The organism is Arcobacter sp. AHV-9/2010 (assembly GCF_004116575.1).
In the GTDB taxonomy this organism is placed as follows: domain Bacteria; phylum Campylobacterota; class Campylobacteria; order Campylobacterales; family Arcobacteraceae; genus Aliarcobacter; species Aliarcobacter skirrowii.
Window position 1 is genome coordinate 53334 of the sequence record NZ_PDKH01000004.1, and the last position, 17209, is coordinate 70542.

The following is a 17209-nucleotide window of genomic DNA, read 5'->3' on the forward strand; positions in this document are numbered from 1 at the left end:
AAAAATTTTAAATTTAATCAAAATCAAGAGTAGTTTGAACTTGACCATTACTTCCAAATTCAGTATCGATCTCAAGAGCAATTTGTCTAAAATCAACCCCATTTATCTCTTTTAAACCTTTTAAAATCTCTTTTTTACCATTTATCAGCTCTTTTGATTTTATACCATGAGATATTGATAAACTAGCCTCCACAAAAGCAGATAGTTTATCGCACTGTTTTAGTGCTTTTCCATCTATTGCTTCATATTTATCAAGATTGTATTTATTGATATCTTCAACTTCACAAATTTTTCCATCTATTTTAACTTTATTTGCGAACTCCTCTTTTATTCCATCACTAATTCCTAAAATATAAGAGAACTCTTTTTGAATAGACTCTGGAACATTTGGTAAAATATCATCCTCAATTTTAGCAACTTCATACTCAGCAATAATATCTGATAGCTCATCAACGCTATATTTTACAGGACTTATAATATCTCTTGTAAGTGCTTCTGGAAGGTCGTGAAATAGTGCTGTGAAAAAGTTATTTTGAACTCTAGTATCACAAGCTTTTTGTTTAATCGAGTAAAAATATGAGAAAAATGCGACTGTAAGCATATGTCCTAAAACTGAAGTTTCAGGAATTCTTGGAGTTTGAGCCCATCGTTTTTGGAATCTTAATCTTCCACTTAAATCAACAATTTTTGCTAACTTTTTATTTAAAGCAATTTTTTGAACTCCAACAAGTTCATAGTAATCTTCAATTTCAGCATCAACAGCTTTTTTAACTTCCTCTATATCACTTAAAAATTGACTTGTTTGATATACAATTGAGAACTCCCATTTTGTAGATAAATATGAAGCAGCTTTAAGTATAAATCTCTCTTTTTTGTACATAGATGAGTCATTTAAAAATGCTTCAAACTTTTGTAAAAAATTTCCACCATCAATATCTTGAAGTGAAATTTTTAGTTTTTCAACAACCCAAGAGTTTATCTCATTTGACTTTTTTTGCAAAGCTTTTCTAAAAACATCAGGTCTAATATCAGTTACAACAACTCGTCTTAAAAACTCAAAAATACCAGCTTCGATTAAGTGTGTGAAGTTTATATCTTTTTCTAATTTTGCTATAAAATATGCTATAACAAACTTGTGAGCTTGTTTATCAAGCTCTACAAGTTCAACCATTCTTGGATAGTCATTCCATCTTTGAATAGATGCACTTGAGTAAATATACTCTATAATTTTGGGGTTTATCACTTCTTGTCCTCATCTTTTTTATCAAAAAACATAAGTTTTTTTCCTAGAAGCATTGCTGCAACTATAATAGTCATCATTAAATATACTTGCCAATCAGCCATTTTGTGCTTCCTTTTATATTTTAAACTAAACTCTACAAGAGAGTAGATTATTTATCTTTTCAACTCTTTGTGTGTGCCGTCCCTCTTCAAAAGAGTTTGAAAGCCAAGCTTTAATTATCTCTTCAATAAGTCCCTCTCCACAAACTCTCTCACCAAGACATAAAACATTTGCATCATTGTGATTTCTAGCCATTTTTGCACTATAAATATTGTGACACAAAGCCGCTCTTATACCATCAAATTTATTTGCAGCCATACTCATTCCAATACCACTTCCACAAATTAAAATTCCAAAAGAGCCTCTATCTTTTTGTACATTTTCGCAAACTAATTTTGCAAAATCAGGATAATCAACTCTATCATTTGTCTTTGGACCCAAATCAACTGCGTTTATTTTTTCTTTTTTTAAAAGATTTACAACAAACTCTTTTAATACAACTCCAGCATGATCACTTGCAATATAATAATTCATATTAATAAATTCCCTCTTTACTTCTCTCTTTTATCTCACCTGTTGCCTCTTTTTGTAGAGTATCAACAGTTTTAAAAACTCTATCCCATCTAACTTTATAATCATCATCAATAGAAAAATATACAAACCAAGGTTTTCCAACTATATATTTATATGGAACACTTCCCCAAAATCTTGAGTCATTTGAGTGATCTCTATTGTCTCCCATCATAAATGTTTCATCTTTTGCAATTACTGTTTTTGATTTTTCAAAAAGTTCTTTATAAGAGCTTGTATATTTTGTAACTTCAGGGTCATTATGAATTCCCTTAAACTCTTTAGAGTATGGATTTTTTACAAACAAAGTGTTATCTATATCAACTATTTCATAATCTTTAAAGTTTTGAATTACATAAGAGTTTCCCTCTTTTGGATGAAGATAAACTGCTTTATCTTTTATAAAAATTGTATCACCTTCTGTTGCAACAGCTCTTTTTACATAGTGAATATCTGGATTATGAGGATACCTAAATACAACAATATCTCCTCTTTTTGGTCGTTCACCCTCTATTAAGTGACCATTTTTGTTAAAATCTGGCAAAATTTTAATCTCTAGCCAAGGAATTGTAGGAGTTGGAATACCATAAGAGAATTTTTTAACAAAAAGCATATCGCCAATTAAAAGTGTATTTTTCATACTACCACTTGGAATTACAAATGCTTGTGCAATAAAAAAAATAATTGATAATACAATTATAATTGTTCCAGTCCAAGAAGATGACCAGTTATAAATTTTTCTTAACATCTATTTTGATTCTCTTTTATCTCTTAGTCTTGCAGCTTTTATAGTATTTTTTAAAAGCATTGCAATTGTCATAGGTCCTACTCCTCCTGGAACTGGAGTTAAAAAAGAACATTTATTTTTAAGTCCTTCAAAATCAGCATCACCAACAAGCTTACCAGTTTCAAGTCTATTAATTCCAACATCAATTACAATTGCTTTATCTTTTATCATATCCTCTTTTAGTAAATATGGAACTCCAACAGCAATAATTACAATATCAGCTTTTAAAGTGTGAGATTTTAAATCTTTTGTTCTACTATTACAAACAGTTACTGTTGCTTTTTTATTTATTAAAAGAGATGCCATAGGTTTTCCAACAATATCGCTACTTCCAATAACTACAACATTTTTCCCGCTTAATTCAATATTGTGCTCTTCAAACATTCTCATAACACCAAATGGAGTTGCTGGTAAAAAAGAGTCTAAGTTAGAAACCATTCTTCCAACATTATATGGATGAAAACCATCAACATCTTTTAGTGGATTAATTGCTTCTAAAACAGTTGTTGTATCTATATGTTTTGGAAGTGGAAGCTGTACTAAAATACCATCAAGTTTTGGATTATTGTTCATCATACTTATAGTTTGAAGTAACTCTTCTTGAGTTATGCTATCTGGCATTTCATGTACAACTGAATAAATTCCCGCATCTTTACAAGCTTTTGCTTTGCTTGCAACATAAGTTGCACTTGCTGCATCGTTTCCTACAAGAATAACTGCAAGTCCTGGAGTTATGTTTTTCTCTTTTACAATTAAAGAAACCTCTTCTTTAACCTCTTCTTTTATCTTAGCAGATAGTGCTTTTCCATCTAGTAATATCATATTTCTTACCTTATATTTTTTGAAATTTTAAATTAGATTTTATCTAAAATTGTATTAATTATCAAAAGTTAAAAAATATATAAACTATTAACCTAAAATTTATAAACTTTTTTATATAATCCCGTCCTTATATTAAAATTAAAACAAAGGATCCAAAATGTTAGAGGGTATCGTAAGAGATAGTATAACAAAACCAGCTGTAAAGGCTTTAAGAAAAGAGGGATATTTAATTGCAAATATCTATGGAAAAGGTATGGAGAATATCTCTGCTGCATTTAAAAGAAATGAGTATATAAAATATTTAAAAAATAAAACTACTCTTGCTTTTGATATTAAAGTAGATGGAAAAGTTTTAAGTGTAGTTGTAAAAGAGTACCAAAAATGTCCTATTACTTCTGACTTATTACATGTTGATTTAATGGTTGCACAAAAAGGTGTAAGAAGTTCATACTCTATTCCAGTTGTTATTACAGGAACAGCTAAAGGTCTTAAAAATAAAGGTCTTTTAATGCTTCACACAAGAAGAGTTCCAGTTAAATGTATGGTTGAAAACTTACCAAACAACATAACAATTGATGTAACAAATCTTGATACAGGTGATAATGTATTATTAAGAGATTTAACACTTCCAGAAGGTGTTGATTGCTATTTAGACCCACGAGTTCCAATCGTTGGTGTAATTAAAGCTAAATAATCAGAAATTATGCACTTAATTGTTGGTCTTGGAAATATTGGTGAAAAATACCAAAATACAAGACACAATATTGGATTTTTAGTCGTAGATTTTATGACTAAAAATCTAAATACTACAAATATAAATAATCAAAATTTTCAATCAAACTTACAAAAATCGGGATACAATCTATTTTCTAAGCCAAATACTTATATGAATAACTCAGGAGTTGCTGTTAGAGCAATTATGGATTATTATAAAATTGATTTAGAAAATGTGATTATTATTCACGATGATTTAGATCTTCCCTTTGGTGTAGTAAGATATAAAATAGGTGGAAGTCATGGTGGACATAATGGTTTAAAATCACTTGATTCTCATATTGGACAAGATTATATTAGAGTAAGAGTTGGAATTGGAAAACCAAAAGATAAATCTGAAGTTGTAAATTATGTATTAAATGATTTTTCAAAAGTAGAGCTAGAGATTTTATATAGTACAATAATTCCTCATGTAGCATCTTCAGTTGAGGCTTTAAAAGAGTTATCAATTGATGAGGTTAAATCAAAATTTAGTTTGAAGTTGGAAATATGAGTACTCTTTCAAAATATATTTTAATAAAATATTTAAAAAATTTTATAATAGTTCTTCTCTCATTAGAAGTTTTTTTTACAGGTTTAGATTTTCTACAAAATTTTAAATCTCTTCCTAGTTCTGCAAACTTACAGCTTTTGTATCTTTTTTATAATACAATTTTTACTTTAACGCTAACTCTTCCACTATCACTAGTTTTTGCAGTTATAATTACTTTAATAACATTTGTAAAGAATAATGAATTTGTTGCATTTCATGCACTTGGAGCTTCAAAAAAGAGTATTATTGCTCCAATGATATGTACAGCACTACTTTTTATAGTATCATTAATAGTTCTTCAATCAACTCCTTTAGCTTACTCTTATGAACAAAAAAGAAAGATTGTAAATAATGAATATTTTACAAATACAAAAATTGATATTTTTTTAAAATATGATGACTATTTTGTATATTTTAAAAAATTATATCCAGCAGAGCAAAAAGCTGTTGATATACATATTTATAAAATAGAGGATGAGGAGATTGTTGAGACAATAATTGCGCAAGAAGCATATTTTTTAGATAATAGATGGTATGCAAGTGATGCTAAAATTATTTCAAAACCAAAAGAGCTTGAAGAGAGTTCTAAATTGACAATAAAAAATGTTGAATCAGTTACAACTCTTGAGGGATTTTTACCTAAAATATTAAACAATGTGTATGAATCAAAAAGTGAATACTCTTTGCTTGATGCATTAAGTGCTTGGAGTTTATTAGATAAACAAGGTATTAATACAAAAAAAGTTAGAGCTGTTATATATAATACTCTATTTGTACCATTTTTTATAGTTCCAATTATATATTTGATATTTGCTTATACATCATTAAACAGTAGATTTTTTCATTTAGGTAATTTTATAGCAGGTGGAGTATTTAGTACACTTGTAATTTGGGGTTGTTTTTTCTTTTTATATAAAATAACAAGCTCTGGAACTTTTATGCCAGAGTTATCTTTATTGCTGCCTCTATTTTTATGGGTGTTCTTTTCATATATTCTTTATAAAAAAATTAGTTTAAAATAGGATAGGATAAATGGCAATTCATAAAAAAACATATGGAATAGTTATCTATAAAGTTGAGAAAAAAGATATTAAAATTTTGCTTTGTTTAGGTTTTTCAAGTGATGATAAGTGGGGATGTTTAAAGGGTAGTAAATTTAAAGATGAGAGTGCTTTTATGTGTGCAAAAAGAGAGTTTTTTGAAGAGAGTTCAATTATGGTTGATATTGCACTATTTGAAGACTATTTTGAGCAGATAAATAGAGATAAAGATGTTGGAATTTGGCTAGTAAATGCTTCAAATATTGATAATTTAGATAAATATTTTGAAAAAGATAGTTTAAAAAAAGAGTATCTATCTTGGGAGAATCAAAAAGTGAAGTTTTTTTCTCTTAAAAAACTCCCAAAAATAAAATCTTTACAAAAAAATTTAGTAAAAGATATTAAGGATTTTTTAGAAAGTAAGAGTCTATCCCATTAGCAATACCATTAGCTAATGCTTTTTGATAACTAGTTTCATATAATCTTCTACTCTCTTCAGGATGAGAAATATATCCAAGTTCTATTAAAATTGATGGCATTTGAGCACCAACTAATACCCAAAATGGACCCTCTCTAACTCCTGAATCATTTACATCTTTATATTTACTTCTAGCTGCTTGTAAAAGTCCAGCTTGAACATCTATTGCAAATTTATGTGAAGCTGTTATTCTAGGTCTATTTAAACTCTCCAAAAATACATCTTTTGATTTTTCATTCATCTCTCTAATATCACTTTGATTTTCAAGTGCAGCTACTCTTTTTGCTCTCTCGCTTCTTGCTGGACTTAAGAAAAATGTCTCTATTCCACTTGTACTGTTTGCTTTATCTTTTGACATAGCATTTGTGTGAATTGATAAAAATAGATCTGCATTTTTTTCATTTGATAAAATTGTTCTATCCATCACTTTTATAAATTTATCATTGCTTCTTGTAAGATAAACTCTATAACCTCTTTTTTTCAAAATATCTGCTAAATAGTTTGAAACAGCAAGATTTACAACTTTCTCATATCTTTTATTTGGACCTACAGCTCCTGCATCACTACCACCGTGTCCAGCATCTATAACAATAATCCTCTTCTTTGTTTTACTATTTGAACTTATTTTTTGAGTTACAGGTGGAGTTATAACTATATTTGTAGGTTTAGACTCTTTTTCTATCTCATTAATGTGAGTGATTTTTAAAGTTTTGTTATCAATAAAGTTATATACAATATTTGCCTTTGAGTTATTTAAAAGTTTTAATCTTACAAAATTTCTCTCTTGAGTTGTAACAATTTGGTTTGTATTTTCCATAGATAATTTAATTGGATTTGCATATTTATATCTACCTTGTATCTCAAAAACATCTTCAAACTTTCCATTTTGTTGGTATGATAAATATTTTAAATTTTTTTGAGAAAAGTTTATATTAAATTTTATAAAAATAGAGTTATCTTCTGTATATATCTCTCTAATATTATTTTTATAATCAATAAAATTTGAAGTTTTGTCTTGATTAATAATTGGTTTTATAATATCTTTTTTTATTTGAACTATTTTTTCTTGTTCAATATTTATAACAATTTTTTTACTATTAACAACACTAAAAGTTGAATCAATTTTTTTGTTATCTGATAATACAATTCTTAAAATATTTGGTTTAAATTGAGCAATTGTTACTCTCTCTTTTCCATCAATTTCAAGCTTTGTTGCAAGTGCATCTTTAAAATATCCATTTATATCATAGACATCTCTAAAACTATTTTTCTGATTAAGTTCAAAGAAGTTTATATCTTTTTTTGTAATATTTTTATTAAACTCAATAATTATCTGATTGTTTTTTGTATATACATCTTTTACAGAAAATAAAATATCACTTTTACTATCTATTTTTTGATTCTCTAGTTTTGGTTTTGAATCTTTTTTATCTCTAGAGTCAGGAATACTATTTATATTTTTACGAAAAGTTCTATCTCTTTGAACTTTTCGCTCTAAAACTTCTAGTTTTTTCTCATCAGCTCTTACATCTTTTCCAATCTTTTTACCCAAAGAGATAATCTGTTTTAAATCTTTAATTTTTTGATCATCATCTTTTCTTAAAGATGATTTCAAAAACTCAATTCTAGCCTCTCTATACTCTTGTTCAAAATTATTTGAGTAAGAAAAATTTAAAATAAAGATTATTAGAAGTAGAGCTCTTAAAAAAATAACTACTCTCCTTTAGTTAATTTTTCCATTAACTCTTTTACAGAGATTATCTTATCAATTTTATAGCCTGTTGAACCTGAGAAGAATAGTCCAGTATCAACATCACCTTTATATGCAGCTCCTAGTCTATCAGCAATACAATATCCTACAAGTCGTGCTTCATGACCTCTATTACAAGGTGCAACACAGTTTGATATACATTGAACCTTAGGAGCTGTTTTGTTCTCTATTGCAAATTGAAGATTAGTTTTAACTCCCCTTGCTGGAAGCCCTACAGGAGATTTCATTAAAACAATATCCTCTTCTTTGGCATTTAGTAAAACTTCTTTGAATTTAGGATCTGCATCACATTCATGTGTTCCTATAAATCTAGTTGCCATTTGAACACCAGCACAACCTAGAGCTAAAAATTTATCTATATCTTTTTTATCCCAAATTCCACCAGCTGCAATAACAGGAATATCTCCCCATTTTTTAGCCTCTTCAATAACAGGAGGAACTATATTTTCAAGTTGAAACTCCTCTTTAAAACAATCCTCATACTTAAACCCTTGATGTCCACCACTTAAAGGTCCCTCAACAATAACAGCATCTGGAAGTTTGTTATATCTTTCCCATTTTTTACAAATAAGTTTTAAAGCTCTTGCGCTTGAAACTATTGGTACAAGTGCAACATCTGGAAAATTTTTTGTAAACTCTGGCATATTTGTAGGAATTCCAGCACCTGTAATAATTATATTAGCACCAGCTTCACAAGCATCACGCACTACTCTTCCATAATCATTTATTGCATATAAAATATTACAAGCAAGAGGAAGATTGCCACAAATTTTTCTAGCATTATCAAAAATCTCTTTTAAGGCACCCTTACTATAAAAATTTAAAACCTCTTTTGGTTTATCTTTTCTCATAACAATATTAACATTTGAACTTAGTTTTTTATAATAACCAGTACCAACAGCAGAAATAACTCCTAAACCACCTTCAAGACTAACATGTCCAGCTAATTGATCCCAGCTAATTCCAACACCCATACCACCTTGAATTATTGGATGTTTTATCTCATATTTTCCTATTTTCACAATTAGCCTCTTCTATTTTATTATTATTTTTGCAAAACTTTTTTTGCCTTTTTGCAAAATGTATTCGCCAGATGTTAAGTTTATCTTATCATCACTTATTTTTTCTTGATTTATTGATACAGCATTTGATTTTATATCTCTTCTTGCTTGTGAAGTTGAATCAACTAGCTTACTATCAACCATAGCTTGACAGATCCAAATTTCATCTTCAAATATAAACTCTGGCATATCACTTGGAATATCTTTTTTAGCAAAAACTCTTTCAAATTCTAGCTTTGCATCAACTCCAGAACCAACACCATGGAATCTATCAACTATTTCAGATGCTAAATCCTCTTTTACTTTTTTAGGATGTAAAGAACCATCTTCTACACCTTTTTTAATATCTTCAATCTCTTTTAAACTTTTACTTGAAAGAAGCTCAAAATATCTCCACATAAGTTCATCAGAAATTGATAAAACTTTTCCAAACATATCAAAAGGCTCATCCGTAACACCAATGTAGTTACCTAAAGATTTTGACATCTTTTGAACACCATCTAAACCTTCAAGTATTGGCATCATTAAAACAGCTTGTTGCTTTTTACAGTTATATGCTTTTTGCAAAGTTCTTCCCATAAGCAAATTAAACTTTTGATCTGTTCCACCAAGTTCAATATCACTATTTAATGCTATTGAGTCATAACCTTGAAGTAGTGGATATAAAAATTCACTTACAGCAATTGGAGTATTACTTGAATATCTTTTTGAGAAATCATCACGCTCAAGCATTCTTGCAACTGTTAAATTTGAAGCTAAGTTTATAAGTCCAGCAGTTCCAAGCTCTTTTAACCAAGAGCTATTAAATACAACTTGAGTTTTAGAAGCATCTAAAATTTTAAAAACCTGCTCTTTATAAGTCTCTGCATTTTGTAAAACCTGTTCACTACTTAAAACTTTTCTTGTTTCACTTTTTCCTGTTGGATCTCCAATCGTTGCTGTGAAATCTCCAATTAAAAATTGAATAATTCCACCATATTTTTGAAAAGTTGCAAGTTTTTGAATTAAAACAGTGTGTCCTAAGTGAATATCAGGAGCAGTTGGGTCAAATCCAGCTTTTACATAAAAATTTTCACCACTCTCAAAATATCTTTTTATTAATTTTTCTACTCTTTCAATATCAATAATCTCAGCAGTTCCTCTTTTAATCTCTTCTAGTGCTTCTTCTATCTTATTTTCCATATTTATTTAAACCTTTATTTATTATATGCATCTTTTTTTGATGTAAACTCAATAACTTTTATATTTTTCTCAACAATTTGTCTTACTTCATCAGTATTTGAGTTATTTATTTCAAATTCAATATCACAATATTGAATATATGAGTGTTTTTGTCTTCCAAAGTTAACTCCTAAAATATAAAAATCACTCTTAGAAAGATATGCTAAAACTTTTGCCAATTCACCTTTTGTATTTGGAATGCTAATTAACATTTTATATTGATAAACACTATTTTTTTCCCATCTACAAAATATCATTTGAGAATTTTCTTTGATTTTAGAATAGGCTTTATCACACATTTTATGGTGAATTACTGCGCTATGTGAGTTTCTAAAAGCAATAATATCATCTCCAAATTTTGGATGACAACAGTGGTCAAATGATACTGAATTTATATTAAAGTTTGAGTAAAGAAGCATATTGTCAAATTTAAACTCTTTTATTTTACTAGTTAAGATTTTAAATCTACCCATAATACCTTTCTCTTTTAATACTTTTTTCTCTACAAGTTGTTTTGCATTTTTCATAAATGCTAAGTTTGTAGGAACTTTGTAAAGAGTTTTTATAGGGTATAGTTTTAAAATATCATCATAATATCTTGAGAATATTGTATTTATTATATTTTTACCAGATAACTCATCAATCTCTTTTTGTCTTTGCATACATAAAATTTTCAACTGTTTTTTTGCTCTTGAAGTTTTTACCATATCAATCCAAGAACATCTAATAATAGGTTCATCTGTAAGTGCAATTTGAACAATATCAGTGCTTTTTAAAACAGTTAAAAGAGGTTTTTTTATTTTATTTATATAGCAATAAACTGCTTTTTTACCAACATTTGTATGAACAGCAAACGCATAATCATATGCAGTTGATCCAATAGGAAGAATAAAAACTTCACCTTTTGGAGAGTAAACAATTATCTCATCATTAAATAGGTTCTCTTTTGTTTCATTATAAAACTCTTCAATATTATCATTTGAAAACTCTAAAGATTTTAACCAATTTAAATTTGCATTAGCCACTGTTGATTGGCTAACTTTTTCACCATTTTTATAAGCCCAATGAGCAGCAATTCCATACTCTGCAATACTATGCATATCAAAAGAACGAATCTGAATCTCATAAATTTTTGAGTTATAAAAAACTGTTGTGTGAATTGTTTGATAACCATTCTCTTTTGGTGTTGCTATGTAATCTTTAAATCTTGAAACAAGTGGTTTAAACTCTAAATGAATATGACCTAAAGCTTTGTAGCAGTCAATATCACTTGGAACTAAAATTCTAATTGCAAACAGATCAAGTACCTCTTCAATAGTAATACCTTTTCTTTGCATCTTTAAATATATTGAATAGTGGTGCTTTATTCTTGAATATATCTTTATTTTATCAGATTCAAAACCATTTTTTTCTAAAAGATTTTTAGTAACAGTTATAAAGTTATTAAATCCAAGCTGCATAGCTTGTTCATTCTCTTTTAAAAATAGATCAATTTTTTTATACTCTTGGGGATAGATATAGAAAAATGCTAAATCTTCAAGCTCATTTTTAAGTGTTGAAATTCCTAATCTATTTGCAATTGGAACATAAACAACTAAAGTCTCTTCTGCTATTCTTCTTTGTTTGTGAGGAGGTAAAACAGCAAGAGTTAGCATATTGTGGAGTCTATCACAAAGTTTTACAATTAAAACTCTTGGATCATCAATTGATGCTATTAGCATTTTTCTAAATGTAAGTGCAGCTTGAATAATTTTAGTATCACTTGAATCTTTTGAAGTTACAAAATTCTCTTCTCTAATATCTGCTACTTTTGTTAAACCTTTAACCATATTAGAGACATTTTTGCCCCAATTTTCTTCAACAAACTCTAAAGTATAGGGAGTATCTTCAACTACATCATGAAGAAGTGCAGTTGCAATAACATCTTCATCTTTTGAAAAACTAGCTGTTATTGTTGCTACAAGAATAGGGTGAACCGCATAAGGCTCTCCACTTTTTCTAAACTGATTTTCGTGAGCCTTGATTATAAAATCAATAATCTCTTGAAGTTTAGAAGAGATAGGAACTTGTTTACCTAACTCCTCTATTGCAAGATCAAGATTGTTTATTTTTTGAATATTATTAAAAAATGGATTCATATAAAAATATTTACAATCTATTTTTTATCTATTAAACCATCGATTTTTAGTAATCCATTTGCAATCTCATCAATTGCAATATCTGTATATTTCATCTTTTGTGTATTTTGAGTTAAAAGTGGTTTTGCGCCTTTGCTTAACTCATCAGCTCTTTGACCAACAGCAATTGCTAGAATATATCTATCATTATCAACTTGTTTTAAAGCTCTTGAAATTCTCTCTTCTAATCTTTCCATTTTATTTTCCTTTATTTAATATGTTTATAAAATCTATCTTACAATAGAACACTTGCTGTAGTCACCTTGAATGATTCTTAAAAGGTTTCCTTTTTCATTCATATTTGTAACAGCAATTGGAAGTTTGTTGTCTTTTGCAAGTGCAATAGCCGTATCATCCATAACTTTAATATGATCTTCTAAAGCTCTATCATAAGTTAAAATATCAAGTTTTTGTGCATCTGGGTATTTCATGGGGTCTTTATCATAAACTCCATTTACTTTTGTCGCTTTTATTAAAATATCAGCACCAATTTCAGTTGCTCTAAGAGTTGCTCCTGTATCTGTTGTAAAGTAAGGATTTCCAGTTCCTGCTCCAAATATTACAACTCTTCCTTTTTCAAAGTGTCTCATAGCTTTTCTTACAATAAAAGGTTCAGCTATCTCTTCCATTTTAATAGCAGTTTGTAATCTTGCACTTAAACCTTTGTACTCTAAAGCTTCTTGCATAGCAACACCATTTATAACAGTTCCTAACATTCCCATATAATCAGCACTTGTTCTTTTAATAACACCATCAGCAGCAGCTGTAACTCCACGAATTATATTTCCACCACCAATAACAATAGCAACTTCAATGCCAAATTCAACTAAACTTTTAATCTCTTCAGCAATATAATCTAAAATCTTAGTATCTATTCCATAACCCTCAGAACCAGCCAGTGCTTCACCTGAAAACTTTACAAGTACTCTTTTATTCATATATTCATATCCTTCAATAATTTTCGGATTTTATCTAAAAAACAATTAACAAAAACTTAGTCTATTTATATTTTGTTACACTTCTTGCACTTACCTTTTAAAATAATGTTTTCAACAATATAATTTTTTAAATTTAAATTTAAATTTTCATGAATACACTCAATATTTGAGCAATCTGTACAGATAAAGTGAGAGTGTGGAGATTTTTTTATCTCAAAATATCTTTTTTTATCATTTGATTCAAATGATTCTACTATTCCATCTTCTTCAAAAATTGCTATATTTCTATAAAATGTTGCTTTATCCATAGATATTTTATCTTTCATCTCATCATATGATAAAGGTTTATTTGAATCAACTAATATCTCTAAAATAGATTTTCTAGCTGTTGTTAACTTTATATTTGTAAAATCCGTTATATTTTTTAAACTAATCATAAAAAAGATTGTATCTAAAAGCTTTTTAAAATATCTTGCTACTAAGTTGCATTAAAGAGAAATAAGATTAAAATTTCAAAAAATGCAACTTAGTTGCAACGAAAAGGAAGATTATGAAAAAAATTTTAGTTCTGTTTTTAGTTTTTGTATCATTTATATATGCAAATAAACCACAACTTATGGTTAATATTTTGCCACAAAAATATTTTGTAGAAAAAATAGTAAAAGATAAATTTGATATAAATGTTATGATAAAACCAGGAAGTTCACCTCACAATTTTGAACCAAAACCATCTAAAATGAAGGCTTTAAGTGCTTCAAAAGCTTATTTTTTGGTTGGAGATCCAAGCGAATTGGTATGGATTGATAGATTTAAAGAGAATACAAAAAATACTCTTTTTGTTGATACAACAATTGGTATTGAAAAAATTGCAATGCTTGCTCATACTCATCATGAAGATGAACATGAAGATGAAGAAAATCATGATGATCATGCCCATCATGGTGAGTCAGATCATAAAGAACATCAAGAGCATGAACATGGAGCAAATGGTCTTGATCCTCACACTTGGTTAGATCCAATTAGTGTAAAAGTTCAAGCAAAAAATATATATGAAGCAATGGTTAAAATAGACTCTAAAAATAGTGATTTTTATAAATCAAATTATGAAGAGTTTGTAAAAGAGCTTGATATTTTAGATGAAAATATAAGAGATATTTTAAAAGATTTTAAAGGTAGAGCTTTTATGGTATTTCATCCATCTTGGGGATATTTTGCACATAGATATGAAATTGAACAAATTTCAATTGAGATTGAAGGAAAAGAGCCAAAACCAAATGAGCTTGTAAAATTAATTCAAGAGGCTAAGAAGCATGATATTAAAATAGTTTTTGTATCTCCTCAATTTTCACAAAAAAGTGCAAAAACAATATCAAAAAATATTGGTGCAAATGTAGTATCTATAAATCCATTAAGTGATGATTGGTACAATAATATGCTTCTAGTAGCAAATGAGATTGCAAAAAGTTATAGATGATTAGAGTAGTTTTTATATTAGCAATAATTTTTCCAAGTTACTTACTCTCTTGTAGTTTGTGTGCTTTTATGCAACCAAAAACATATGTACAAACAAAAGTAGTTGTAAATGAAGATAAAATAGATTATGTTGCTATAAAATGGGAGTTTGAAAAAGATTTTAGCGAAGAGCTTTTAAAAGTATATGATTTGAACTTAGATAAAAGTTTTAATGAAAAAGAGTTGAAACTAATTGAAGATTCTTTGATGCCATATTTGCTTGAAAAAAGCTTTTTAACAACAATATCATATAGTAATAATAACTCAAAAAATAGTATCCCTTTTGAGGTTAAAGATTACAAAATGAGTTTTGAAAATAAGAGTAGAATACTATCTTTTGAGTATAGAGTTTTACTTGATTTAAAAATATATGATAAAAACTATTTTAGCATTAGAGCCTTTGATAATGAAGAGTTTTTCTTCCTTATTTTAGAAGATAAAAATCAAAGTGTAGTATCTAATTATAAATTTAATAAAACTACAAAAATAGATAGAGTAACTTATTTAATAGAGGCTTCTAATTTACAGACTCAAAAATTTAATATTGTAGAGGCTGTAGAAGAGAGTAGCAAAGAGTCCTTAGAAGATATTTGGAAAAAAGAGCAAAATAAAGAGTTTGAAAAATCTCAAGAAGAGATTTTAAATGAGCAAAAAATAGAGAGTGAAGAGGTTTTAGTTTTAGAAGAAGAGGAGCAAAAAATAAGCTTTACTGATAAATTTTTTGCAAGTATTAAACAAAATCTTGTAGATATTGAAAATGGAGATAAATTAGCTTTAATATTTTTACTTGTTGCATCTTTTTTATATGGAGTTGTTCACTCAATTGGACCAGGTCATGGAAAAGCTTTGGCATTTGCATACTTCTCATCACAAAAAAGCACATATTTTGAAGCTTTTATAATATCACTTTTAACTGCATTTATTCATATTGTAGGTGCATTTGTTATTGTTTTAATATCTGTTTTTGTACTTCAAAGTGTTTTAAATAAGTTTTTAGAGGATAGTGTTTCATATATAACATCTTTTAGTGCAGTTGTAATTATGATTTTAGCACTATATATTTTATATAGAAAATTGACTAAAAAAAGATGCTCTTGTTCTGCTTGTAGTGGTGATTTAAGTAAAGTTAGATTTAGGATTGTAGAGGAGAATAATTTAGTAAAAATCAAAGAGATAAAACCTGTTCATAAACGAAATAAAAAAGAGGATTTAATATTTGTTTTAACAGCTGGAATAGTTCCTTGTCCTGGTACTGTTTTACTTTTTGTTTATGCTTTTTTACTTAAAACTTATTTTGCTGTACTTTTAGCAAGTCTAGCTATTAGCCTTGGAATGGCTGTTGTGATTTTTGCATCATCATTTTTGGGAGTTAGTTTGCATAAAATCTCTTCAAAATCTCAAAAGTTAATAGATATTTTAGAGATAGTTGCACCTATTTTTATGTTTATTTTGGCTCTGTTTTTGTTCTTTGCTTCAAGTAGTTTTAAAATAAATTTATAGCTCTTTTATCATATGAGAAAATTGAGTTTTTGATACCTCTAAAGTAGTATTATCAATAAATCCCAGTTTCTCATACAAAGCTTTTGCTTTTTTATTTTCAAAATCAACCAAAAGTGAGAGTTTTTTAAATCCTAATTCTCTTGCTTTTTGTTGTGCAAATGCAAATAGCTCTTTTGCAATACCTCGCCCTTGATAATCTTCTAAAACGCTAACTGTATCTATATAAAACTCATTTGAAAAGCACTCTTTTTCGAAAGAGTCTAAAAATATATTTTTTGTTTTTAAGTGATTTAGCATTGGCTTATCAAGTTTTTCTACATCATTTGAGTTGTATGCTAATAAAATAGCTATATTTTTATTATCTACTTCATAAGTATAAATATTGTTATAACTAAGACGGCAAATCTCCATTTGTATATAATTTTCTAAAGTTTCTAATATTTTGTGCTCTTCATTTTCACCTGTTAAACTATTTGCTACTTCATGAATTGCATCGTAAATTAGTTTTGAAATATTTTCTATATTTTGTTTATCTGCTTTTTTTATCACTTATAATCCTTTGTAAAAATTTGGATTTTATAATATGTTTGCTAATAAGAGATTAATGCTACTATTTGAGCTACATTAAACTATTTAAAACTAACACACAATAAATAGATTTTTCTTAAAATACTCTTTTATATATTTATAGAGATAATTATTGAAAGCAATAAAAATATTAGTTTTGGAGAGTAAAGATAGCTC

18 protein-coding genes are annotated in these 17209 nt (G+C 27.9%); 6 read left to right on the plus strand and 12 right to left on the minus strand.

The genetic code is table 11. From position 1 onward, the window contains the following. Positions 1-13: 13 nt before the first annotated feature. The 4 genes from CRU94_RS07580 to folD form a co-directional block, all read right to left on the minus strand. Positions 14-1243: an HD domain-containing protein gene (locus CRU94_RS07580; protein WP_129106180.1), complete on the minus strand. Its 1230-nt coding sequence runs from the start codon at positions 1241-1243 to the stop codon at positions 14-16. Positions 1244-1369: 126 nt separating this feature from the next. After that, positions 1370-1816 carry a ribose 5-phosphate isomerase B gene (gene rpiB, locus CRU94_RS07585; protein ID WP_129106181.1) on the minus strand — a complete coding sequence of 149 codons (447 nt, stop codon included), beginning with the start codon at positions 1814-1816 and terminating at the stop codon, positions 1370-1372. Between the two features lies 1 nt (position 1817). Further along, on the minus strand, positions 1818-2600 hold the full coding sequence (gene lepB, locus CRU94_RS07590; protein WP_129106182.1) for a signal peptidase I: 783 nt from the start codon (positions 2598-2600) through the stop codon (positions 1818-1820). After that, entirely contained in the window at positions 2601-3461 is an 861-nt protein-coding gene (folD, locus tag CRU94_RS07595; protein WP_129106183.1) for a bifunctional methylenetetrahydrofolate dehydrogenase/methenyltetrahydrofolate cyclohydrolase FolD, read from the minus strand. A 157-nt stretch (positions 3462-3618) separates the two neighbouring features. Here folD and CRU94_RS07600 point away from each other — a divergent pair, with 157 nt between their 5' ends. Genes CRU94_RS07600 through CRU94_RS07615 form a run of 4 tightly spaced genes read left to right on the plus strand, consistent with a single transcriptional unit; the run spans position 3619 to position 6246 of the window. Further along, on the plus strand, positions 3619-4155 hold the full coding sequence (locus CRU94_RS07600; protein ID WP_129106184.1) for a 50S ribosomal protein L25/general stress protein Ctc: 537 nt from the start codon (positions 3619-3621) through the stop codon (positions 4153-4155). A gap of 9 nt (positions 4156-4164) precedes the next feature. Further along, on the plus strand, positions 4165-4728 hold the full coding sequence (gene pth, locus CRU94_RS07605) for an aminoacyl-tRNA hydrolase (protein ID WP_129106185.1): 564 nt from the start codon (positions 4165-4167) through the stop codon (positions 4726-4728). After that, positions 4725-5789 carry an LptF/LptG family permease gene (locus CRU94_RS07610; RefSeq protein WP_129106186.1) on the plus strand — a complete coding sequence of 355 codons (1065 nt, stop codon included), beginning with the start codon at positions 4725-4727 and terminating at the stop codon, positions 5787-5789. The genes pth and CRU94_RS07610 overlap by 4 nt, the downstream gene beginning before the upstream one ends. Before the next feature lie 10 nt (positions 5790-5799). Then, positions 5800-6246: an NUDIX domain-containing protein gene (locus CRU94_RS07615; protein WP_129106187.1), complete on the plus strand. Its 447-nt coding sequence runs from the start codon at positions 5800-5802 to the stop codon at positions 6244-6246. Here CRU94_RS07615 and CRU94_RS07620 read toward each other — a convergent pair. The 7 genes from CRU94_RS07620 to CRU94_RS07650 form a co-directional block, all read right to left on the minus strand. Then, positions 6209-7900 (minus strand): N-acetylmuramoyl-L-alanine amidase family protein, encoded by a 1692-nt coding sequence (locus CRU94_RS07620; protein ID WP_258237427.1) that lies wholly within the window; start codon positions 7898-7900, stop codon positions 6209-6211. The two genes, CRU94_RS07615 and CRU94_RS07620, sit on opposite strands and share 38 nt — an antisense overlap. 98 nt (positions 7901-7998) lie before the next feature. Continuing rightward, a complete protein-coding gene (locus CRU94_RS07625) occupies positions 7999-9078 on the minus strand; it encodes a nitronate monooxygenase (protein WP_129106188.1) in 1080 nt (359 codons plus the stop codon). A 12-nt stretch (positions 9079-9090) separates the two neighbouring features. Continuing rightward, positions 9091-10299: a tyrosine--tRNA ligase gene (tyrS, locus tag CRU94_RS07630; RefSeq protein WP_129106189.1), complete on the minus strand. Its 1209-nt coding sequence runs from the start codon at positions 10297-10299 to the stop codon at positions 9091-9093. Between the two features lie 14 nt (positions 10300-10313). Further along, positions 10314-12476, minus strand: coding sequence for a RelA/SpoT family protein (locus CRU94_RS07635; protein WP_129106190.1), 2163 nt, complete (start codon positions 12474-12476; stop codon positions 10314-10316). Positions 12477-12493: 17 nt separating this feature from the next. After that, positions 12494-12712 carry a DNA-directed RNA polymerase subunit omega gene (locus tag CRU94_RS07640; RefSeq protein WP_129106191.1) on the minus strand — a complete coding sequence of 73 codons (219 nt, stop codon included), beginning with the start codon at positions 12710-12712 and terminating at the stop codon, positions 12494-12496. Positions 12713-12745: 33 nt separating this feature from the next. Continuing rightward, positions 12746-13453 (minus strand): UMP kinase, encoded by a 708-nt coding sequence (gene pyrH, locus CRU94_RS07645; RefSeq protein ID WP_129106192.1) that lies wholly within the window; start codon positions 13451-13453, stop codon positions 12746-12748. 65 nt (positions 13454-13518) lie between these two features. Next, positions 13519-13890, minus strand: coding sequence for a Fur family transcriptional regulator (locus tag CRU94_RS07650; RefSeq protein ID WP_129106193.1), 372 nt, complete (start codon positions 13888-13890; stop codon positions 13519-13521). Between the two features lie 113 nt (positions 13891-14003). On the opposite strand from CRU94_RS07650, the gene CRU94_RS07655 reads away from it, so the two are divergent. Continuing rightward, the gene (locus CRU94_RS07655) at positions 14004-14927 is read left to right on the plus strand and encodes a metal ABC transporter solute-binding protein, Zn/Mn family (protein ID WP_129106194.1); all 924 of its coding nucleotides are present in this window, start codon (positions 14004-14006) and stop codon (positions 14925-14927) included. Then, on the plus strand, positions 14924-16465 hold the full coding sequence (locus tag CRU94_RS07660) for a nickel/cobalt transporter (RefSeq protein ID WP_129106195.1): 1542 nt from the start codon (positions 14924-14926) through the stop codon (positions 16463-16465). Before CRU94_RS07655 ends, CRU94_RS07660 begins: the two co-directional genes overlap by 4 nt. On the opposite strand, the gene CRU94_RS07665 is transcribed toward CRU94_RS07660, so the two are convergent. Beyond that, a complete protein-coding gene (locus CRU94_RS07665; RefSeq protein ID WP_129106196.1) occupies positions 16460-17014 on the minus strand; it encodes a GNAT family N-acetyltransferase in 555 nt (184 codons plus the stop codon). The two genes, CRU94_RS07660 and CRU94_RS07665, sit on opposite strands and share 6 nt — an antisense overlap. Positions 17015-17209: the final 195 nt, after the last annotated feature.